The 19767-nt window shown below is 72.6% G+C and carries 19 protein-coding genes; 10 read left to right on the top strand and 9 right to left on the bottom strand.

The features are described 5' to 3' along the window. The 3 genes from EW117_RS03620 to EW117_RS03610 all read right to left on the bottom strand — a co-directional run. Positions 1 to 3784: ATP-binding protein (locus EW117_RS03620; protein ID WP_129783716.1), on the bottom strand; the 3784-nt coding region annotated here is incomplete at its 3' end. Continuing rightward, complete coding sequence (locus tag EW117_RS03615) at positions 3781 to 4479, bottom strand: DUF4194 domain-containing protein (RefSeq protein WP_242504064.1); 699 nt, start codon at positions 4477 to 4479, stop codon at positions 3781 to 3783. The genes EW117_RS03615 and EW117_RS03620, both read right to left, overlap by 4 nt. Beyond that, the gene (locus tag EW117_RS03610) at positions 4476 to 5993 is read right to left on the bottom strand and encodes a DUF3375 domain-containing protein (protein WP_165362434.1); all 1518 of its coding nucleotides are present in this window, start codon (positions 5991 to 5993) and stop codon (positions 4476 to 4478) included. The genes EW117_RS03615 and EW117_RS03610 overlap by 4 nt, the downstream gene beginning before the upstream one ends. A 178-nt stretch (positions 5994 to 6171) precedes the next feature. Between EW117_RS03610 and EW117_RS03605 the strand changes: the two genes are divergently transcribed. From EW117_RS03605 to EW117_RS03585, 5 genes are all read left to right on the top strand, one after another. Next, on the top strand, positions 6172 to 6489 hold the full coding sequence (locus EW117_RS03605) for a helix-turn-helix domain-containing protein (protein WP_129783712.1): 318 nt from the start codon (positions 6172 to 6174) through the stop codon (positions 6487 to 6489). Positions 6490 to 6679: 190 nt separating this feature from the next. Continuing rightward, on the top strand, positions 6680 to 7363 hold the full coding sequence (locus EW117_RS03600; RefSeq protein ID WP_129783710.1) for a YdcF family protein: 684 nt from the start codon (positions 6680 to 6682) through the stop codon (positions 7361 to 7363). A gap of 81 nt (positions 7364 to 7444) precedes the next feature. Beyond that, positions 7445 to 7843 (top strand): DUF1232 domain-containing protein, encoded by a 399-nt coding sequence (locus EW117_RS03595; protein ID WP_129783708.1) that lies wholly within the window; start codon positions 7445 to 7447, stop codon positions 7841 to 7843. Between the two features lie 51 nt (positions 7844 to 7894). Further along, positions 7895 to 9184 carry an FAD-dependent monooxygenase gene (locus tag EW117_RS03590; protein ID WP_165362432.1) on the top strand — a complete coding sequence of 430 codons (1290 nt, stop codon included), beginning with the start codon at positions 7895 to 7897 and terminating at the stop codon, positions 9182 to 9184. Between the two features lie 83 nt (positions 9185 to 9267). Further along, on the top strand, positions 9268 to 9849 hold the full coding sequence (locus EW117_RS03585) for a 1-acyl-sn-glycerol-3-phosphate acyltransferase (protein ID WP_129783704.1): 582 nt from the start codon (positions 9268 to 9270) through the stop codon (positions 9847 to 9849). A gap of 75 nt (positions 9850 to 9924) precedes the next feature. On the opposite strand, the gene EW117_RS03580 is transcribed toward EW117_RS03585, so the two are convergent. Then, on the bottom strand, positions 9925 to 10632 hold the full coding sequence (locus EW117_RS03580) for a TetR/AcrR family transcriptional regulator (protein WP_129783702.1): 708 nt from the start codon (positions 10630 to 10632) through the stop codon (positions 9925 to 9927). A 95-nt stretch (positions 10633 to 10727) separates the two neighbouring features. On the opposite strand from EW117_RS03580, the gene EW117_RS03575 reads away from it, so the two are divergent. Next, on the top strand, positions 10728 to 11105 hold the full coding sequence (locus tag EW117_RS03575; protein ID WP_129783700.1) for a VOC family protein: 378 nt from the start codon (positions 10728 to 10730) through the stop codon (positions 11103 to 11105). A gap of 18 nt (positions 11106 to 11123) precedes the next feature. Here the strand turns inward: EW117_RS03575 and EW117_RS03570 are convergent, their stop codons facing one another. The 5 genes from EW117_RS03570 to EW117_RS03550 form a co-directional block, all read right to left on the bottom strand. Beyond that, entirely contained in the window at positions 11124 to 11612 is a 489-nt protein-coding gene (locus tag EW117_RS03570) for a TIGR03668 family PPOX class F420-dependent oxidoreductase (protein ID WP_129783698.1), read from the bottom strand. 57 nt (positions 11613 to 11669) lie between these two features. Beyond that, entirely contained in the window at positions 11670 to 12356 is a 687-nt protein-coding gene (locus tag EW117_RS03565; RefSeq protein WP_129783696.1) for an SIMPL domain-containing protein, read from the bottom strand. A 16-nt stretch (positions 12357 to 12372) separates the two neighbouring features. Then, the gene (locus EW117_RS03560; RefSeq protein WP_129783694.1) at positions 12373 to 13941 is read right to left on the bottom strand and encodes an alkaline phosphatase D family protein; all 1569 of its coding nucleotides are present in this window, start codon (positions 13939 to 13941) and stop codon (positions 12373 to 12375) included. Between the two features lie 114 nt (positions 13942 to 14055). Next, complete coding sequence (locus EW117_RS03555) at positions 14056 to 15150, bottom strand: winged helix DNA-binding domain-containing protein (protein WP_129783692.1); 1095 nt, start codon at positions 15148 to 15150, stop codon at positions 14056 to 14058. After that, positions 15134 to 15757 carry a DUF4126 domain-containing protein gene (locus EW117_RS03550; RefSeq protein WP_129783690.1) on the bottom strand — a complete coding sequence of 208 codons (624 nt, stop codon included), beginning with the start codon at positions 15755 to 15757 and terminating at the stop codon, positions 15134 to 15136. The genes EW117_RS03555 and EW117_RS03550 overlap by 17 nt, the downstream gene beginning before the upstream one ends. A gap of 150 nt (positions 15758 to 15907) precedes the next feature. Here EW117_RS03550 and EW117_RS03545 point away from each other — a divergent pair, with 150 nt between their 5' ends. From EW117_RS03545 to EW117_RS03530, 4 genes are all read left to right on the top strand, one after another. Beyond that, entirely contained in the window at positions 15908 to 16363 is a 456-nt protein-coding gene (locus tag EW117_RS03545) for an anthrone oxygenase family protein (protein ID WP_129783688.1), read from the top strand. Positions 16364 to 16466: 103 nt separating this feature from the next. Then, on the top strand, positions 16467 to 17696 hold the full coding sequence (locus EW117_RS03540) for an FAD-dependent monooxygenase (RefSeq protein ID WP_129783686.1): 1230 nt from the start codon (positions 16467 to 16469) through the stop codon (positions 17694 to 17696). A 63-nt stretch (positions 17697 to 17759) separates the two neighbouring features. Continuing rightward, complete coding sequence (locus tag EW117_RS03535) at positions 17760 to 18815, top strand: diaminopropionate ammonia-lyase (RefSeq protein WP_129783684.1); 1056 nt, start codon at positions 17760 to 17762, stop codon at positions 18813 to 18815. A gap of 37 nt (positions 18816 to 18852) precedes the next feature. Beyond that, positions 18853 to 19716, top strand: a complete 864-nt coding sequence (locus EW117_RS03530) for a putative RNA methyltransferase (RefSeq protein WP_129783682.1) — start codon at positions 18853 to 18855, stop codon at positions 19714 to 19716. The last annotated feature ends 51 nt before the right edge of the window (positions 19717 to 19767 follow it).

Raw genomic sequence — 19767 nt, 5'->3', positions numbered from 1 at the left:
GTGCCGCTGGGGCGGACGTCGAGGCCGCAGACGCTGCGGAGTCCGCAGACACCGCGGGTGCCGTGGCCGGGCTGTGCGCCGCGCTACCGGTCGGCGTCGGTGCAGCCGGCGCTGGCGCGGTCGGCGCTGGTGCAGCCGGTGTCGGTGGTGCTGGCGGCGCAGCCGGCGTGGAGGCGGCCGGCGCCGGTGTGGCACCGGTCGACGGCTTGGCGACAGGTGGTGTCGCCGCGACCGCAGCAGGGGCGGCAGGGCTCGCAGCACGGCTCGCCGGCGGTGTGGCGCCCCCCGCGGCGCCGTCGGCCGTACCAGTGCTTGTCCCACTCCGGGTCGCCGAGGGCACTGGCTCGACGTCGGGCAGCGGGGACTCGAGCAGCACCACGTCCACGCGCGACTCCCGCATCTCGCGGCACGTCGCGAGGCCGATGCCGCCGACGTAGTCCTCGAGGGTCTGCAGAAGCTTGAGCGGCGTGGCCAGGATCATGTGGAACCCGAACGCCGCGAACGTGTCCATGGCGGTGCGCGTGAACGTGGTGTCGGCCTTGTCGAAGGCCTCGTCCAGGAGGATCGAGCCGTAGGCGGGCGTGGCAGAGTCGGACGCCCCGGCGAGCTGGTAGCGCAGGGCCGCGGCCAGGCAGAACACGACGAGCTTCTGGCGCTGGCCGCCCGACAGCCCGGCGGAGGAGTCGTGCACGGCCAGGGCGATGCCGCCCGCGGTGACCTCGACGCCCGTGAAGTGCACGTGCCGGCGGGTGTCCAGGCAGAGGGTGCGCCAGGCGCGGTCGGCGGGGTCGCTCGACCCGAGCCGGCGGACCAGCCGCTCCAGGACCTCGTACTCGGGCTCGGCGTCGCCGGTCAGCAGGTCGAGGGTCGCGAGGAACTCCTCGACGGCGGCCGGCCGGCGTTCCTTGACGCGGATCTCGAGGAACCGGTCGGTGTCGAACGGGGAGCGGCGCAGGGAGGAGTTGACCCCGACGATCCGCTCGCGGATGGCCGCCGGCGCCTGCCGGATCTCAGCCGCGAGCTTGCGCAGCGCGCGCCGCGCCTGGTCGGTGAGCAGGTCGGAGAACCGGGCCTCCTGCTCCGGCAGCCGGGACGTGCGGATGCGCTCCAGCACCTCGAGATACCGGGACCGGTCGCTGACCTGCGTCGTGAGGTCACGTGTGATGGCGGGCCAGCGGCGGCGGAACTCGGACAGCAGTCCGACGATCTCCCGCTCCGCAGCGCCCGAGGTACGCAGCCCGGCCTCGCGCTCAGCGTCCAGCGTGCGGGACACCGTCAGCGAGACGTCGTCGATCACCTCGTGCGTCACGGTCTTGCGGACGGCCGCGTACCGCTTCTCCAGCTCCTCGCGGTGCGCGAGCGGGATCGCGTTCGTCGGGGCGTCCCCGAGCTCTGCGACCACGCGTTCCAGGGAGCGGCGGTGGGCGCGGGCCTCGGCGAGGGTGTCGGCGGCCTCGGCGGCGGCGGCCCGGGCCTGGTCGAGGCGCGTCTCGGCCGCCGCGACGTCCTGGGACGCCTGCAGCAGGTCCATCGTGCCGTCGAGCAGCCGGTCGAACGACGCCTGCGCGTCGGTCAGGTCGGCCTCGGCGGTCTCGATGTCGACCTCGCGCCACTCGCGGCGGGCCACGTGCCGCAGCGTGAGCTGGCGGCGCACGGCCTCCCGCTGCTGGGCGACGGCGTCAGCCACTGCGGCGTCCGCCTCGGCGAGCCGGGCCTGGGTCTCGCGCGCCAGCTCCAGGAGCTGGTCGAGCCGGTCGTCGGCGTCCCAGCCGAGTGCCCAGTCCTCGACGCCGGGCAGCTGCGGCTGCTCGATCTCCTCGGGCCCGTGCTTGACCAGACCGTCGCGGGTCATCGCCCGCTCGTGCAGGTCGAGCCCCGAGGCGTCGTCGACACACAGGTAGTCGTACTGCTCGGAGAGGCGGCGGTGCAGCCAGCCCGACATCGGAGCGTCCTTCACCTCGACCTTGTGCACGAGGGATGCGTCCTCAGTGGACCGGGGCGCGTCGTTGCGCACGCCGACCACGCGGTAGCGCAGGCCCGGCCCGGCCTCCACCGCGCTCGCGACGGCGGCCCGGTGCGCCGGCGCCACGAGCACGAGCGTGGCCAGCGGCCGCAGGACCGCCTCGATGGCGGGGCGCCACTCGGCGTCCTCCTCCCGGACGCGCAGCAGCTCGGCGGCGAACGGCAGGACGGAGACGTCCAGCCCCGCGGCCTCCGCCACGGCACGCCGGGCCTCCGCGAGCTCGGCCGGCACGTTCGTCTGGGTCTGCCGGACGGCCTGGATCCGCGTGGCGACGGCTTCGTGCCGCTGCCCGACGGCGGAGCGCCCCGCCAGCGCCTCCCGGATGTTCGCGTCGAGCGCCTCGGGGGCCCTGGACCGTCCCACGGTGGCGACGGCGCCCGTGCCGACCGACGGCTGCGCGCCCGTCGCGACCGACGGCTGCGCGCCCGTGGCGACCGACGGCACGGCACCCGTCGAGACGTCCGGCACCTGGCTCGCCGAGACGGCGGCCAGCGCGCCCGTGAGCGACGGGACCGAGCCGGTGGTCAGCGGCTTCGCGCCGCCGAGCTCCCACCGGGCCTTCTCCTTGAGCGCCGCGAACTCCGCGAACGTCTCGGGCATGTTCATGCCGACCGACTCCAGGTCGGTGGCGAGCTCCCCGCGCCGCGTGCGGACCAGGGCGGCGATCTCCCCGGCCCGCTGCAGGCGGTCGGCCTGCGTGGCCAGGGCCTGCCCGCCCCGCGCGCCCAGCACGTTGACGGCCTGCTGGTGCGTGTTCGCTGCGACGTCGACCTCGGTGTCCGCCGCCTGGCGGTGGTGCTGCGCGCGGTCCTCGGCCGCTCGCGCGTCCGCCAGCGCGCCGTGCGCGAGGTCGAGCTTCCACGCGTCCTTGAACGTCTCCAGCGAACCGCGCAGGGTCGCGGCACGTACCCCGGCCGCCGAGCCCTCGTCGTACGCCTTGGTCAGGGTCGCGAGCCGGCTCAGGTGCTCGATCTGCCGGCGCGACGTCTCGATGTCCGCGTAGGCGCGGGCCACGTCCGCGAACTGGTTGACGGCCTCGGCCGCCAGCTCGAACGTGCTCGGCTCGTCCAGCATGTGCCCGCGGAACAGGTCGTCCAGGCTGCCCAGGTTCTTCGCCGACTGGGTGCGGTGCAGCAGCACCAGGGCCTGCTCCGAGCCGATCCCCAGCGCCTGCGTGAACGCCGCGGCGAACGGCCCGTGCCGCTCGCTCACCGTCGCGTCCGGCCAGGCGGAGGTCACGCCCGCGACGTCCGGCCCGGAGCGGACGTACCGCTCGAAGTCCAGCAGCCCGGCCTCGCCCGGCACCACCACGTGCAGCATCGCCGGCGTCGACGAGCCGCGCGTCAGGTGGAACAGCCGCACCAGCGTCACGACACCGTCCGGTGCGTCCGTGCCGTTCGAGTACCGCAGCAGCACGCCCGACCAGGTGGCGCCCGGGCGCAGGTGGTCGGCCACGACCTCCCCGGTGCTCTCGTCCGTGCGGTGCCGCCACGCGCCGCGAGCGTACGAGACGACGTCCCGGTCGCCCGCCTCACGCTCGGTGGCGCCGGTCCCCGCGGCGGCAACGTTGAACCGCAGCTGCTCCGGCGGGGTCAGGACCGCGGCGACGGCATCGACCAGCGACGACTTGCCCGAACCCGAGTGCCCCGTGAGAAGGAAGCCCTCCCGCGGCACCGGCACGACATGGTGCCCGGAGAACGTGCCCCAGTTGACGAGCTCGATGCGCGCGAGGCGCCACTGTCCGGGGTGGGGCGTGTTCATGCGCTCTCCTTCGCCAGTCGTGCGTACTCGGCGCTCAGCGCCGCGACCTGGTCCGCGCCGAACACCGTCCGCAGCACGGGCGAGACCATGCACCGGTCCCCGCTGAGCGGCTCCAGCATGCCTGACTCGATCAGCCGCGCCCACGTCGCGTCCAGCTGCCGGCTGAAGTCCATCGGCGAACCGCCGCCCCGCCGCCGGTACACGCCGAGGTGGTCGGCGGCCTCGTCCCGGCTGACCGCCACGCGCCCGTCCGCCGAGTCGAGCAGCAGGCCACGCAGGTGCAGCAGCAGGGCCGTGTCCAGGAACGTCAGCGCCACCTCGCGCACCACCTGCGGGGCGTCCCGCGCCGGCACGTCCCGTACGAACGCGACCTGCGCGTCGGCGTCGACAACCAGGTCGAGGTACAGGTCGGCGAGGCGCTCGCGTACGACGTCCTCGTTCGTCAGGAGCGCGCGCCACGTGTCCGGGTCGGACTCCGCCGCGAGGTAGGGGCCGCGCACGAGCCGGGCCAGCGCGAGGCGGGCGGTCGCCGGCAGCGTGCCGTGGTCGTCCGGCCAGAGGCGGGCGCTCTCGTCGGGCTCCTGCCCGGTCGCCCTGCCCGACGGCGCGGACGGCGCGCCGCCGCCCGCCGGTCGTCCGGGGCGCGCGGTGCGGAGGTCTGTGCGGTCGGATCCTGTCAGGTCGGGTTCTGTCACGGGACTTGCTCCTCGAACTGGTTCTGGGGGAGTACGGCCCGCCGTGCGACGCCGCGCGAGGACCGCCAGTTCACGTCTTCGCTCTTGCCGGTGAGCACGCCGTGCTGCTCGGCGAGCGTCAGCAGGCCGACCACGCTCGCAGCGCCCTGGGTCGCGGGGTGCGCGGCGAGCACCGACGCGACGGTGGCGCGGCCGACGGCCCCGACCCGTTCGTTCACGTGTCCGCGCAGCTCGTCCACGTCGATCTCGGAGTCACGGGCCATGGCGCGCAGGGCCGTGAGCGAGACGGCTCTGGGCGGCAGGGCGGGCGCGGCGGCCGACGCCTCGGCGTCCTCCCCGCCGGGGTTGTGCGGGACGAAACCGCCCACGGACCGCGGGGCGACCGTGCCGACGGACAGCGTGAGGCGCACCTCGGCGCCCGGTGCGACGTCGGGCGCGATCGCGAGGGCGGCGTCCTGCGCCTCGCCGAGCAGACGCCGCAGCGCGCGCTCGGCGGGCAGCTCGCCCGAGCGCACCATGCGCTGCAGGGCCCGGCGCAGGCCGGCCATGGTGTCGGTGAGCTCGTCGGCGGCGTCCTGCAGCGTGGGCAGCAGGCGGCGCAGTGCGGACGCCTCGCCGGGCGCCAGGTGGACGGAGTCGAGCACGCGGCCCACGTCGTTCTGCGCCGTGTGCTCCGCCTGGCGCAGCAGGTCGCGGAACGCGACCAGGCCGCGCCCCGCCTCGGACTCGGCGAGGTGGTCGACGCCGCGGTAGATGTCGTCGAGGAACGTGTCGCGCGAGCCGTCGGACTCCAGGAGGCGGCGCCGCAGCTCCCGGTCGGTGCGCTCCAGCTCGGTGCGCACCCGGGCCAGGTCGGCGGGGATGTCACCGGCCAGGGCGAGGATCTCGCGGGCGCGCTCGGCGGCGGCGTCCGGCGGCAGGGCGTCGTCGTCACCGCGCCGGGCACGCTCGATCCTGGCGTCGAGGGCGGCGCGCTGCTCCAGCAGGGAGGCGAGGCGGGTCTCCGGGTCGGGATCGGCCTCGTCCGCGAGGGAGTGCAGGCCGTCGAGCACCGCGCCCAGCCGGGACGGCGTCACGGCCGGGTGGGGTTTGCTCAGCCGGGAGACGAAGCGGATGGCGAGCAGGGCGCCGTCGGACAGCTCGACGGTCTCCGTGCCCGTCTCGCCCGCGGCCTGCGGGACGCGGCGGCGCACCAGCACGCCCTCGTCGATCCACTCGGAGACGTAGAAGTAGCCGGAGTAGGGCAGCTCGAAGCCCGCGCGGCGCAGCTCGGGCAGGTCGTCGTCGATCCGGTCGGCGAGCTGCTCCACCGGCAGCCGGCGGCGGGACGCGCCGAGGTTGCGGTCCAGCAGCACGACGGCGGCCGCGGCGTTCCGTGACCGCAGCAGCACCCATGCGGGGTGCTCCTGGAGAAGGGCGCGCACGCCGCGCGCCGCCTGGCCGCGGCGACCCGAGCCGTTCCCGGCGGCCTGCCGGGGTCCGGCGGCGTCACCCGGTGAGCTCGCAGTACCCATGGTGGCTGAGAGTAGTAGGCCAACGTGTCGGTGTGGCACCCCCGGAGGAAACATGCGACACATGGCCTGTCGATGAGCCGGGACGGACATAGACGTATAGAGTCAGGCTCACAGGGCTTGCCGGAAAACAGATCTTCATTTTCCGGCGAGCCCTGTCGTGCGTCATGGCACGTTCTTGATGGCCGAGCGTCGACGGGAGGGCGCCTTGCTCACGACCGCAGCCCAGATCGTTGTCAGGATCAGAGCCGAGCGACAGCTCAGCATGACTTCCCTGGCAGTGCTGGCCGGCGTCCCCACGTCGACGATCAGCCGTATCGAGTCGGGGCAGATCGAGCCCACGCTCGGAATGATCCGGCGCATCGCGCTGGGGGCCGGATACCACCTGCACCTGCAGTACTACGACCTGTTCTCGGGCAAGCTCGAGGACCACATCGTCGGCGTCGGCGCCGGTGAGGGAGCCGGCGAGGGGGACGGTGAGGATGACAGCGAGCGCTAGGGCACGTTCGTCGATGTCCGCTACCTTGTCTCCGTATGGGATGTGTGCGCAGGGGGCGCGAGAACACGGGGAGAAGGCGCTGGTCGCGCGTTCTCGCGGGTTGTGACATTGCACGCAATTACCGTGGAATCCTGGCGCGTACCCACACTCAGGTTGTGCCCGTGATTCCCCTGAGCAATATGGTCGTCATATGCCGAACGTCATGATCCCCGCCGAAGTGCGGGAGGACGTAGAGACACTGTGGTCGTTCCACGACCTGCAGCACGAGCCGCGGCCGGTCGACGTCTGTATCGGCCTGGGCGGCCACGACCTGGGTGTCGCCGACTACACGGCCGACCTCTACCTCGAAGGCTTGTTCCGGCAGATCGTCTTCACGGGGGCCAACGCCCCCACCACCGTCGACGCGTTCCCCGAGGGGGAGGCCTTCGGCTACCGCGACCACGCCATCGCCCGTGGTGTGCCCGACGACGCCGTGCTCGTCGAGCCGGCCGCCACCAACACGAGCGAGAACCTCGAGTACAGCCGCAAGATGCTCGCCGAGCACCAGATCGAGCCGTCCTCGGTGCTGCTCGTCTCCCACCCCTACCAGCAGCGGCGCGCGTTCGCGACGTGCCGCGTCGTGTGGCCGGACGTCGACGTGCTGTGCGTGTCCCGGCCCCTGGAGCTCGACGCGTACGTCGAGACGATCGGCGACGCCGACCGGGTGGTGGACATGCTCGTCGGCGAGACGCAGCGCCTCTCGCTGTACGCCGACCTGGGTTTCATCACCCACGAGGAGGACGTGCCGGACGATGTCGTGGGCGCCTTCGACCGGCTCGTGACGGCCGGGTACACGTCGAGACTGGTGCAGGACCGCCGTCCGATCGACGTGTGACCCGGGTCCTTGCGTCAGATTGACGAACCGGGCGACTCGTACATCCTGGCGAGTCGCCCGGTTCTCCGTTACGTTCCGGGCATGGGCGAGGAAAACAAGAGGGGCAAGGATCCCAGGAAGTTCACCTGGCAGGAGATCCTCACGTTCATCGCGGGCGCCGGCTACGTGGCCAGCCCGATCGACCTTCTGTCGGAGGGCGTGCTGGGTCCGCTCGGCCTGGGCGACGACGCGATAGCGATCATCATCGCCGGCGTCACGCTCTACAAGGCGGTGCAGCGGTTCCGCAAGCATCGGCCCGTTCCGGGTACGGCGGGGGATGCGGGCACCAAGGGGTCGGGTGCCACGGGGACGTCGTCGCCGGGCGGCACTGCTGCGGGTGCACCGCCGTCGGACACCGCGGCGCCGGGCCGGGCGCCGTCGGGCAAGGTGATCCCGGGCACCGCCGAGGACGTGACGCCGAACCGCAAGCCCCGGCGCTGACCTGGTCGCCTGCTTTGGCCCGCTCGTCGGCGCAGGTCTAGTGTCGACGGCGTGACCGGCAACAACGCACCCCGGATCCTCGTCGTGGGCGGCGGTCCCACCGGCACCGCGACGGCGATCGCCCTGCGGCGCGAGCTGCCCGACGCCCACGTGACGCTGGTCGACAAGGCCACGTTCCCGCGCGACAAGACCTGCGGGGACGGGCTGGGCCCGGGCGCCCGCAGGGTGCTGGACGGGCTCGGCCTGTCGGACCTGCTGCGGGAGTTCCACATGCCGATGTCGGTGGCCATCAGCGGCCCCGGCGGGGTGGAGGCGCTCGCGCGCGGCCCGATCATGGAGGGGCGCGACCTCGCCGGGTACGTCACGCCGCGGCTCGCGCTGGACGACCTGCTGCTGGGTGCGGCCCGGGACTCACGAGCGGAGGTCCGCGAGGGCGTCTCGTTCGAGGGCATGTCGCCGGTTGCGACAGGTGCCGGCGAACGGGCCGTCCTGTCCGACGGCGACGCCACGTTCGACCTGGTGATCGGCGCGGACGGCGCCTACTCCGGGGTGCGGCGCGCTATGGGCCTGGAGCGGCCGGCGATGCGGCACACCCATATCGCCATGCGCGCGTACGGGAAGGTGACCCACCCGGACAAGCCGGTGAGCGACACGCTCCGGTTCGACTTCCTGGAGTCGCTCCTGCCGGTCTACGGCTGGGTCTTCCCGCTGCCCGACGACGGCGCGAACCTCGGCGTCGGCATCCCGGTGACCCACCTCAAGCGCCAGACCGAGCGGCACGGCCGCAAGCTGCGCGACCTGTTCGACCTGTACGTCGAGGACCTGGAGCGCCGCGGCTTCGCGGTGTCGGGGGTGGAGCGGGTGGCCGCGCACCAGCTCCCGCACGCCGCCGCGCGCACCCCGATGACGGCGTCGGGGCACGCGGCGGTGCTGCTCGGGGACGCCGCCGCGATGATCAACCCGCTGAGCGGTGAGGGGATCTTCTACGGCATGGCCGCCGGGGTGCAGCTCGCCGAGCACCTCGGGGCGCTGGAACGGGCGGGGACGGCCTGGCGGGGCGAGGGTCTTCCGGCGGCCCTGGCCGGGTTCGAGCAGGCGCACCGGAGCCGGTTCGGGCGGCACTTCCGCGAGTGCTACCTGGCCCAGCAGCTCATGCGGTCCAAGGTCTGGGCCGGCGTCGCGACCCGTGCGGTCGCCGCCTCCGACGATGCGATGGCGCACGTGGCGCTCATGCTGTTCGACGAGCAGTCGGCGGGCTCGCGCGGCCTGCTGCGGCTGGCTGCGAACAGCCTGCGCCCGCTGCTGCGGCGCCGGGCACCAGGCGCCCTGGCAGGTCGTTGAGCCTGACGAAGTTCTGTCAGAATTGAGATTCTGCGATTTTTCGCCAGCTCGCACCTGATCCACCCCTGAACTCGAGGACGACGATGTCACGCACCATCCGCCGGGCCGTCGCACGACTGATCTGGGCCGTCACCGGCTACCGGATGCGCTCGGCGCCCGCCCCGACCCGGCCCACGGTGTTCATCGGCGCGCCGCACACGTCCAACACGGACTTCTTCCTCATGCTGGCCCTCGCGTTCGAGATGGACATCAAGATCCGGTTCCTCATCAAGGACTCCTGGTTCAAGGGGCCGATGGCGGGCCTCATGCGGTCGCTGGGCGGCATCCCCGTCGACCGGAACGACCCGGCCAGCATCGTCGACGAGATCCTCGCCGCCGTCGGCCGGGGCGAGGAGTTCCACCTCGTCGTGACACCGGAGGGCACGCGCGGCGGCGGGTCCGGCTACTGGAAGTCGGGCTTCTACCGCATCGCGCTGAAGTCCGGCTTTCCGGTGACGCTGGGCTACGTCGACGGGGTCGCCAAGGTCGCGGGCCTCGGGCCGAGCATCCAGCTCACGGGCGACGTCCGCGCCGACATGGACATCATCCGGGAGTTCTACAAGGACAAGTCGGGCGTCAACCCAACCAATCGCACGGAGCCCCGCCTCCGCTCGGAAGAGCCCTGACCCCATTGCTGTGGGCGCGATCGTTGCGCCTAAGACGGGCAGGTAGTCGCTACGGTTACGCCCACAACCAAGAGATCACGCCAGTGCGTCCAGGACCCGGGCCAGGCCGAACTCCCAGGCGTGGGCCGGGCTGGAGGCGGCGTTCATCTCCTCGCCCGCGGCGCTGCCCACGCGTTGGGCCAGCGGGTAGTCGTCGCCCAGGTACTCGGCGAGCCGCCCGGCCCACCGCGCCCAGGTCTCGGGCATCTCGTCCGCCCGCGGGTCACGGCGTCGGGCACGGGCGGCAGCACGCACGAAGTCGAGCACGAAGGTGAGCGCGGCGTCGCGGGCGACGTCGTCCAGGGACAGCTGGTCCAGGGCGTGCAGCTCGTGGTCGTACTTGGCGATCGTGCCGGGTCCGAACGCCGTGCGGTCGTCGTCGATCTCCAGCAGCCAGGGATGGTCGAGGTGCAGGGCCAGGTTCGTCTCGGCGACCCGGCGCACCCGCGTGCGCCAGCCCGCGGTGCCGTGGGCCGGCAGCGGTATCCGCGCGTGGACGGCGTCGGCCATCAGGACCAGCAGGTCGTCGCGGCCGTTCACGTGCGTGTAGACGGACATCGTCGAGATGCCCAGGGCGTCGCCGAGACGCCGGACCGTGACGGCGGCGAGGCCCTCGGTGTCGGCCAGCGTGATGGCGACGTCGACCACAGCGCCCGTGGTGACGCGCGACCGGGGCCCGCGCGCTCCGCCCTGCGGTGCGGCCGGGTGATCACGCCAGAGCAGGTCGATCAGCTCACGGGGCATGGGTCTCCAGAATCAGGGTGACGGGCCGGGAACATTCTGCAACCATCCTACGTTGTACGCTGTACAAGGTTATGATCCTGACGCGAGGAGTCCGCTTGAACATCACCGGTACCGCCCTGTCCCTCAACGTGCCCGACGTCGCCGCGTCGGCCGAGTTCGCCACGCAGCACCTCGGTTTCACCGAGGCCATGTCCGACGAAGGCTTCGTGTCGCTCACGCACCCGACGGCCGGCGTCAACATCGTGTTCCTGCGCGTCGGCCTGGGCACATTCAAGCCCGAGCGCATCGCCGGCCCCGCAGGCCAGGGGCTGCTCATCGCGTTCGTCGTGGACGACCTCGACGCCGAGTACGCGCGGATCTCCGCCACCGGGGCTGAGGTGGTGACGCCGCCGGAGACCGAGCCCTGGGGGGAGCGCTACTGCCAGTTCGCCGACCCCAACGGGATCGTGTGGCAGCTCGTCCAGTGGGTGTGAAACCGGGTCCGGCTGGGCTCAGTCGTGGGCCCAGCCGGACCACCGGGTCACCCGCACCATGATCAGCGGGCCGTCCGGCCGCCGCTCGCGGTACTGCGGGTACCGCGCGGCGAGCGCATCCAGCGCCGCCACGCGGGGCTCGCCATCGTGTTCGATCGTGGCGACGCCGTCGGCGCGCACCCACCAGAGGTGCGCCCAGTCGTCGTCGTACCGGTCCACGAGGAACGCGACCCGTGGGTTCTCGGCAAGGTTGCGCAGGCGTTTCAGGTCGTGTCCCGTCTTGGGCTTGTGGTCGATGGCAGTGACTATCTCGTCACCCGCCGGTGCATCGGCGCCGGCGTTGTCCGTGATGTTGTCTGCGGGGCTGTTGGCGGGCGTGCCGGTGGCCCTGATCAGGGCGAACGTCACCGGCACGAGGTGTGGCACGCCGCCGGCGTCGGCCGTGGCGAGATAGGCGCGCCGGGCCGCGACGAAGCGGGAGCGGCAGTCCCTGGCATCGAGGCGCACCCTGCCATTCTGCCCGGCGCCGAGGAGGGATGAACCGTGATCTTGCGGTTCGGAGCCTCAGCCCTCGGCGGGCACACCCGCCTCGTAGTCGGCCGACAGCGTGACGTCGACGTCGATGTCCCGGGGCTGGAGCTCGACCTCCGCGCCGCCGGCGGCGCCGTAATCGCCCGCACTCGCACGCATGGCATACATCGGGGCGTTGCCGCCGTTGCCGCCACCGCGCAGGCCCGCCTCGTAGATCGCGACGGGCGCGACCGGGCCGAGGCCCAGCGCGTCTGCGTACGACTGCGCACGCACCGCCGTCTCCTCGGCGGCCTCCACCCGCGCCTCGGCGAGGAGCGTCTTGCGCGTCTCGTCGGTCAGATCCCAGGAGATCCGGTTGATCTCGACGCCGTCGACGTCCATGATGTCGGCGAGCCAGGTGGACAGCGCCTCGAAGTCACGGAACGTCACCGACAGGCGCGCCGAGGCGCGGAACCGTCGGACCCGCTGCTTGCCGCCCGCCTGGGAGCTCCTGACCCGGTCGTCGTAGACGTACGAGTGCACGGAGTCCGAGTCCCACTTCTCCGCGGCACCCGCCGAGACGTGCGCCCTGGCCTGCTCCACGAGGATGGTGTGGGTGCGGGCCACCTGGTCGACGACGTCGTTGCGGAGGGTGCCCGAGAAGGCGACGTGCAGGTTGACGGTGCCACGCTCCGCGGGGTGCGTGCGCGTGGCCTGGCCTTCGACGGCGATGCGAGTCATATGCGGAGTCTGCCGACTACGCCTCGACCTGCGCCACCCCGGCGCGCCCGTTCTCGACGTACACGCTCGCGCGTGTGCTGATCGGAGCCCCGGGCTCGCTCACGAACGGGAGCACCCGGTAGTCGGTGCGCATCTCGTCGCGCCCGAGGTGGCAGACCTGGTAGCCGCGCTGCACGTTGTGGAACTTCATGTGCGGGTTCTCTGCGAGCCAGGTGTTGCCGAGGGCGTCGTTGTCGGTGCCGTTGCCGCCCGAGGTGACGGACGTGCCGAGGAACTCGACGCCGACCGTCGCCGAGGACGCGTTCGAGAAGTCCTGCTTGAGGTCCGCGGCGACGCTGCGGTGGGCGTCGCCGGTGATCATCAGGTAGTTCTCGACGCCGCGGTCCAGGACGCCGTCGAACAGCCGCTGCCGGGCGGCGGCGTAGCCGTCCCACGGGTCCATGCCGAACCGCTCGCCGGGCCCGTCCGTGTGGTCGGCCTCGAAGGCGAACACCTGGTTGCCCAGCACGTTCCAGGCGGCGGTCGACGCCGCGAGGCCGTCCAGCAGCCAGGTCTCCTGCTCGGCGCCGAGCATCTGCCGGCTCGGGTCCCAGCGCTGCGCCGGGTCGGTGAGCTGCTGGTCGCGGAACCGGCGGGTGTCGAGCACGTTGAGCTGCAGCATGTCGCCGAACGTGAGGCGCCGGTAGACCTGCATCTCCGCGTCGTGCGGCATGGAGGACCGGCGCAGCGGCAGGTTCTCGTAGTACGCCTGGTAGGCGGCGGCACGGCGCAGGCGGAAGACGGCGGGGTCCTGGTCGGGCTCGGTGTCCGGCTGCGAGTGGTCGCCGGCCCAGTTGTTCTCGACCTCGTGGTCGTCGGGCGCGACCACCCACGGCGCCGTCGCGTGCGCGGCCTGCAGGTGCGGGTCGAGCTTGTACTGGCCGTACCGGATCCGGTAGTCCGCCAGTGAGAACGTCTCGGTGGCGGGCAGGTGCGGCCGCCCGATGGTGCCCGCGCCGCCGCCCTCGTAGATGTAGTCGCCCAGGTGGACCACGAGGTCCAGATCCTCGGCGGCCATGTGCCGGAAGGCGGTGAAGTGACCGTCGGTCCAGGCCTGGCAGCTCGCGAAGGCAAAGGTCAGCGACTCGAGGCGGGCAGCACGCGACGGCGCCGTCCGCGTCCGCCCGACGGCGCTCACCTGGTCGCCCGCGCGGAACCGGTACCAGTACACGCGGTCCGGCCTCAGACCGTGCAGCTCCACGTGCACGGAGTGCGCCCACTCGGGCGTGGCACGGGAGACGCCACGGCGCACGATCCGGCGGAACCGCTCGTCCGTGGCCACCTCCCAGACGACGTCGAACGCGCGGGCCGGCATGCCGCCCAGGCCGTCGGCCGCCACCGGGTCGGGTGCGAGCCGGGTCCACAGGACCACGCCGTCCGGCCGCGGGTCACCCGAGGCGACGCCGAGCGTGAAGACGCCGTCGGGCACGCGGCCCGACGCGAGCGCGGAAGCGGCGGGGTCGGCGGCGACGAGCGCGGTCGTGCCGAGGGCGACGCCGCCCAGGGCGAGGAACTGCCGGCGTGGCAGGTGCAGGGACGAGGACATGGATCGGCCTCCAAAGAGCGGGGTGCTGGGGGAAGGACGGACCCCATCCAGTCACGCCCGGGTGAAGCGGGGGAGTCGCGGGGGTGAATCCCAGTGGTCGGGCGATCCTGACCGTCAGCCGATCGTGCCCTTGCCCACCGCGCCGCGGGTCAGGGTCGGCGCGAGCCCGCAGAACTGACCGTAGCGCTCGGCCTCCTCCTCGATGGCGGCCCACACCTTGGCGGTCGGCTCCTCGGTGAGCTCGACGGTGATCTCTACGCTCTGCGACTTGAGGACGCGGGACCAGCCGCCGGCGATCATCCCGTCCAGCATCACCAGGCCCGTGTACAGCCAGCGGCTGGGCATCGCCTCACGCGTCAGGGGAGGCCAACCCTTGAAGTCGTGGCAGAAGAGCTCGTCGTAGACCGACAGCAGCCGGACGGTGCCCGCCGGCGCGGGTTCGGGCAGGTCGCCGTCGGTCCAGAGGGTCAGGCCGGCGAGCTCGTGCCGGGTGAGCCCGGCGTCGGCCACCGCGGCACGAGCCGCCGTCTTGGTGAGCGTGCCCCACCAGGCGACGTCCTCTGCGCGGCACGGGCCGTGGCCGCGGACGTACGCGCGGGCCAGGTGGATGCGGGCCTCGTCCTCGTCCCAGGCCTTCAGCTCCGGAAGCAGCCGGTAGGTGGCCTGCTTGCCCTGCATCGGACCGCTCGCGACGAGCAGGTCGAGCTCCGCGTGCATCATGACCTGGCCCAGGTGCCAGGCGTCCAGCGGTGCGCCCTCGTCCTCGGCGAGCACAGCGCCGATCTCCTTGCGCGTGAGCGGGCCGCCGGCCAGAGCGTCGACGAGCACGGCGTGCCGGCGGGGGAGCAGGGAGTAGTCGAACCCGTACGACCGCTCCGCCGAGAGCATCGCCCGGCGGACTCGGGGCGCCGTGGCGGTCATGAGTGGCGCCAGGTCGGCGGGCACCACGTAGTGCCAGGTAGGGCGCAGGATGTGGGTGCGCAGGATCGAGCCGTCGGCCAACGCGGCCTGCACCTCGGCGAGCATGGCCGGGGTGGCCAGACGCTGCGCCACGCCCCACGCGGACGAGTGCAGCTCCTGCGACTGGACGGCGCCCAGCCCGGCGACGACGCCGGACACGGCGCCGCCGTCGGCGGCTCCCAGTGCGCCCAGGCCCACCGAGGTGAGCCGGGCGCGCTGGATCGTCCGCACGTCAGACGTAGTAGGCATCAGGGTCGCCCGGTCCCGCCGCGCGGGCGCGGCGATGCTTGGCCAGGCTTCGGATCAGCAGGATCACACCGATCACGAACAGGATCATGACCGGGATGATCGCGAGGGGGGCCAGCACGGAGAGGAACCCGAGGCCGACGCTGGTGACGTCCTCCGCGGCGCTCACCACGGGTGCGGCGGTACCGCCCGAGACCGTATTGGCGACGACGCGGCCACCTGCCTTCGCCGCATGCGTGCCGAGGGCCAGGACGATCCCGGAGACGATGGGGATCCACTGGCCGGACTGCACGAACGTGCTCGGGTCCGTGACCGTGGTCGTCTCGGACATCGAGCCGGCGCCGAACGCGATGCCGCCCGCGGTGGGGCGGATGATGGTCTGCACCACGTCATTGATGGAGTCCAGCACCGGGATCTTGTCCGCCGCGAACTCGAGCACCAGGAGCACGGTCAGGATCGCCAGGACCCATCCGTTCTCCAGCCATGCCCACGTGCTCGGCAGCTGCACGAGATCCGTGAAGCGCGAGAGCACGCCGAGGAAGATGAGCGGGATCCATGCGTTGAGGCCCGCCGACAAGGCGAGTCCGGTTCCGGTGGCAAGTTCGAGCATGACTCGAAGTGTTCCACGGCACACCGACACTCCGGGGGCCGAAAGTGCCCGGTGTGCCCGATCTGTTATCCGAGGGGCCTTGCATGCCGACGAGTTCGTGCAAGAGTGGCTGCAGTTCACCGCACTGATGCGCTGACCTGGAGGCTTCAGATGGTCTGGACGATCTTCGCCGTGGCATCGGTGGTGCTGCTCGGGCTCTCGGCGGGCGTGTTCTACGGCTTCTCGTCGTTCATCATGAGCGGCCTCGCCCGCGCGTCCGACGAGGCCGCCGGAGCGGCCATGAACGGCATCAACGAGACCGCACCGCTGCCCGCGTTCATGAGCGTCTTCTTCGGTGCCCTGCTCGTACCCGCCGTGACCGGCATCTGGGGCCTCGTCGGCGGGCACGACGGCGGTGCCTGGATCCTCGCCGCGGCCGCCGTCTACCTTGTCGGCACCTTCGGCGTGACGATGGCCCTGAACGTGCCCCTCAACAATCGTCTCCTCGCCTCCCACGACAAAGCCGCCGGATGGCGCGCCTACTGGCGTCCCTGGACCGGCTGGAACCACGTGCGCACGCTCGCCGGCGTCATTGCGACGGCGCTCGCGGCGGTCGGGCTCGTCTGATCCGGACGGGGCACCGTCCCGGCGGCACCAGGGGGACATCCCTACTGGTCCTGGGCGGTACGCACCATTCCGGGCCGCAGTGCTCGGCACCTACGTTCGAGTCATGGAGAGCACGACACCCACAGTTCATTCGACAGGCACAAGCATCCGACCGCAGCGCACCGTACTGATCTCCGGGGCCAGCATCGCCGGACCGACCCTGGCGTACTGGCTGCACCGGTACGGGTTCGCGGTCACGGTGGTGGAGAAGGCGAGCGCACCGCGTGGCGGGGGGTACCCGATCGACGTGCGCGGCACAGCGATCGAAGTAGTGCGGCGGATGGGGATCCTGCCGCAGCTGCAGGACGCGCACATCGGATCTCCTCGCTTCACCTTTCTCGACGCCGACGGCGGCGAGATCGTCGCGCTCGACGGGGGCGCCGTCGCCGGGGGCGCCGAGCGGGACCTCGAGGTGCGCCGCGGAGACCTGACGGCGATCCTCCACGCGGCGGTCCGGGACGACGTGGAGTTCCTGTTCGACGACGCCATCGACACCCTCGACCAGTCCGGGCACGGGGTCGACGTCACGTTCCGCAGCGGCAGGCAGCGTACGTTCGACCTGGTGCTCGGCGCCGACGGCATCCACTCCCGCACCCGGGAGCTCGTGCTCGGACCCGAGGCGCAGTTCGACCGCTACCTGGGCTACTGCGTCGCCGTCTTCACGGTGCCCAACACCTTCGGGCTCTCCCGTGAGGTGCGGCTCTGGAGCGTCCCGGGCAGATCGGCGGCTCTCTATGCCACCGGGGACGACCACGAGCTGACCGCATTCCTGACCTTCCGCCAGCCGGAACGGCCGCTCGCCGCGCTGCGGGACCCGGTGGCTCGCTGGGATCTCGTCGCGTCGACCTTCGCCGGAGCCGGCTGGGAGGTCCCTGGCCTCGTGGGCGCGATGCGTGACGCGGGCGACCTGTTCTTCGACGTCGTCAGCCAGATCCGCCTGCCCAGCTGGTCCAACGGCCGGGTCGCGCTCGCCGGCGACGCCGCGTACGCGCCGTCGTTCCTGACCGGACAGGGCTCCAGCCTCGCGCTGACGGGCTCCTACATGCTCGCCCACTCCCTGGCCACACACCCGGACCACGCCGAGGCGTTCGCCGCCTACGAGCGCGACACCCGGGAGTTCGTCACCCTGAACCAGGCGCTGGTGGACGACGGCGGGGCCAGGCTCTTCCCCGCCACGGCCGAGGCGCTGGAGCAGCGCAACACCATGCTGCGCGAGCTCGTGGCCATGCCGGAGCCGACGCCACGCGCAGCCCACTCGGCCCTGACGCTGCCTGAGCTCGTCCAGATGGCGTAGCGGCCGCGGCCGGGCGGCCCTCCCGGACGCCGCGGGTCGAGCTCATCGGGGACAATCGACCATATGCCCGCCATCGACTTTCACCGCACCCTGCCCGGATACCAGCCGACGCCGCTGCGGGACGTTCCCCGGCTCGCGACGGAGCTCGGCGTCGGGCGGGTGCTGGTGAAGGAGGAGTCGAGCCGGCTCGGGCTGCCGGCGTTCAAGATCCTCGGTGCGTCCTACGCGACGGCGCGGGCGCTGGGTGAGCGGTTCGGCCTGTCAGAGGTCACGCTGGACGCGGTGCGCGACGCCGTGCGGGGCCGCGCCGTCCGGCTGTACGCCGCCACCGACGGGAACCACGGTCGGGCCGTCGCCCACGTCGCCGCCCTGATCGGCGCGGCGGCGACGATCTACTACCCGCCGGGCATCACGGAGGCCGCGAAGAAGGCGATCGGCGCGGAGGGCGCGCAGGTGGTCGAGGTCGACGGCGTCTACGACGACGTCGTGGCGCGTGCCGCGGCCGCTGCCGCAGCAGACCCGGAGGCGGTGCTGGTGCAGGACACGTCCTGGGCCGGCTACGCGGACGTCCCGCAGTGGATAGTCGACGGCTACTCGACGCTGTGCCTCGAGACCGACGACCAGCTGGCCGCCCTGGGGCTTGCGGCGCCCGACCTGGTGGTCGTACCGGTCGGCGTCGGCTCGTTCGCGCAGGCCGTGGTGAGCCACTACCGCGGTGCGGGGGCCGACGGCGTCACGCTGCTCGCCGTCGAGCCCGACCGCGCCGCCGCGCTGGTGGCATCCCTGCGCGCGGGAAAGCCCGTGACCGCGCCGACGGGCGACACGATCATGACCGGCCTCAACTGCGGCACCGTCTCGGCGCTCGCCTGGCCGGTGCTACGCGACGGGCTGGACGGCGCCGTCACCGTCTCCGACGACCAGGCCGCCGCCGCCGTCGAGGACCTGGAGCGCTCCGGCGTCGACTCCGGGCCGTGCGGTGCGGCGACGCTGGCGGCGGCCCGCCTGGTGCTCGGGCAGGCCGGCTGGCGGGAAGCGATCGGCCTGCGGCCCGACGCCGTCGTCCTGCTCCTGTCGACCGAGGGCCGGGCGGCGAACCCCGTACCGGAGGACCGGGTCTGACCCGGTCCGTCCCAACCCCGCTGCCAGGAGTGTGCTCGTGCCCGTTTCCCTTCCGCCCGCCCTCGACCCGATCCTGCCGCTGCTGCGCTGCCCGTCCTGCGGTGCGGCGCTCTCGCCCGCGGACGGGATGCTGCGCTGCCCGCGCCGCCACAGCTTCGACGTCGCCCGGCACGGGTACGTCGGTCTGCTGACCGGAGCACGGGCGACCAGCGGCGACGACGGGCCGATGGCACGGGCCCGGCGTGACTTCCTGGCCGCGGGGCGGTACGCACCCATCCGGTCCGCGGTCGCTGAACTCGCAGCCGAGGCCGACCTCCCCGGCGGGCTCGAAGGGCCGGCCACAGTGGTCGACGTCGGCTGCGGCACCGGCTACTACCTCGCCGGAGTGCTCGACGCATTGTCAGGCGCAATCGGTCTGGGCCTGGACACCTCGGCGCACGCGCTCCGCGTGGCGGCGAAGGCGCATGCGCGGGCGGCCGCGGCGACCTGGGACGTCTTCCGGCCGTTCCCGATCGAGTCGGAGCGGGTCGACGTGATGCTGGACGTGTTCGCGCCGCGCAACCCCGCCGAGTTCCACCGCGTGCTGCGCCCGGGCGGGGTGCTGGTCGTGGTGCGGCCCTTCGGCGGGCACCTGGCCGAGCTGCGCCGCGAGGTCCCGCAGATGGTGACCGTGGACCCGGACAAGGAGCGGCGCCTGCACCAGGCGCTGGACCCGCACTTCGAGATGGCGCGCACGCAGGAGATCGAGTACACGACGCCGCTCACGCGGCAGGAGGCCGTCGACCTGGTACTGATGACGCCGAGCGCGCGCCACGTCACGGAGGCGGAGCTGTCCGACGACGGGGGGCTGCCCGACCAGGTCACGGTGTCGGTACTGGCCACGGCCTACCGACGGCGGTGACAGCTGTCGAGATTCTGTAGCGTGGCATTCCTACTTCAAGTAGGATCGCAG

The organism is Promicromonospora panici, assembly GCF_900608595.1.
Taxonomy (GTDB): Bacteria; Actinomycetota; Actinomycetes; order Actinomycetales; family Cellulomonadaceae; genus Promicromonospora; species Promicromonospora panici.
This window is presented reverse-complemented; position numbering and strand designations above follow the sequence as displayed.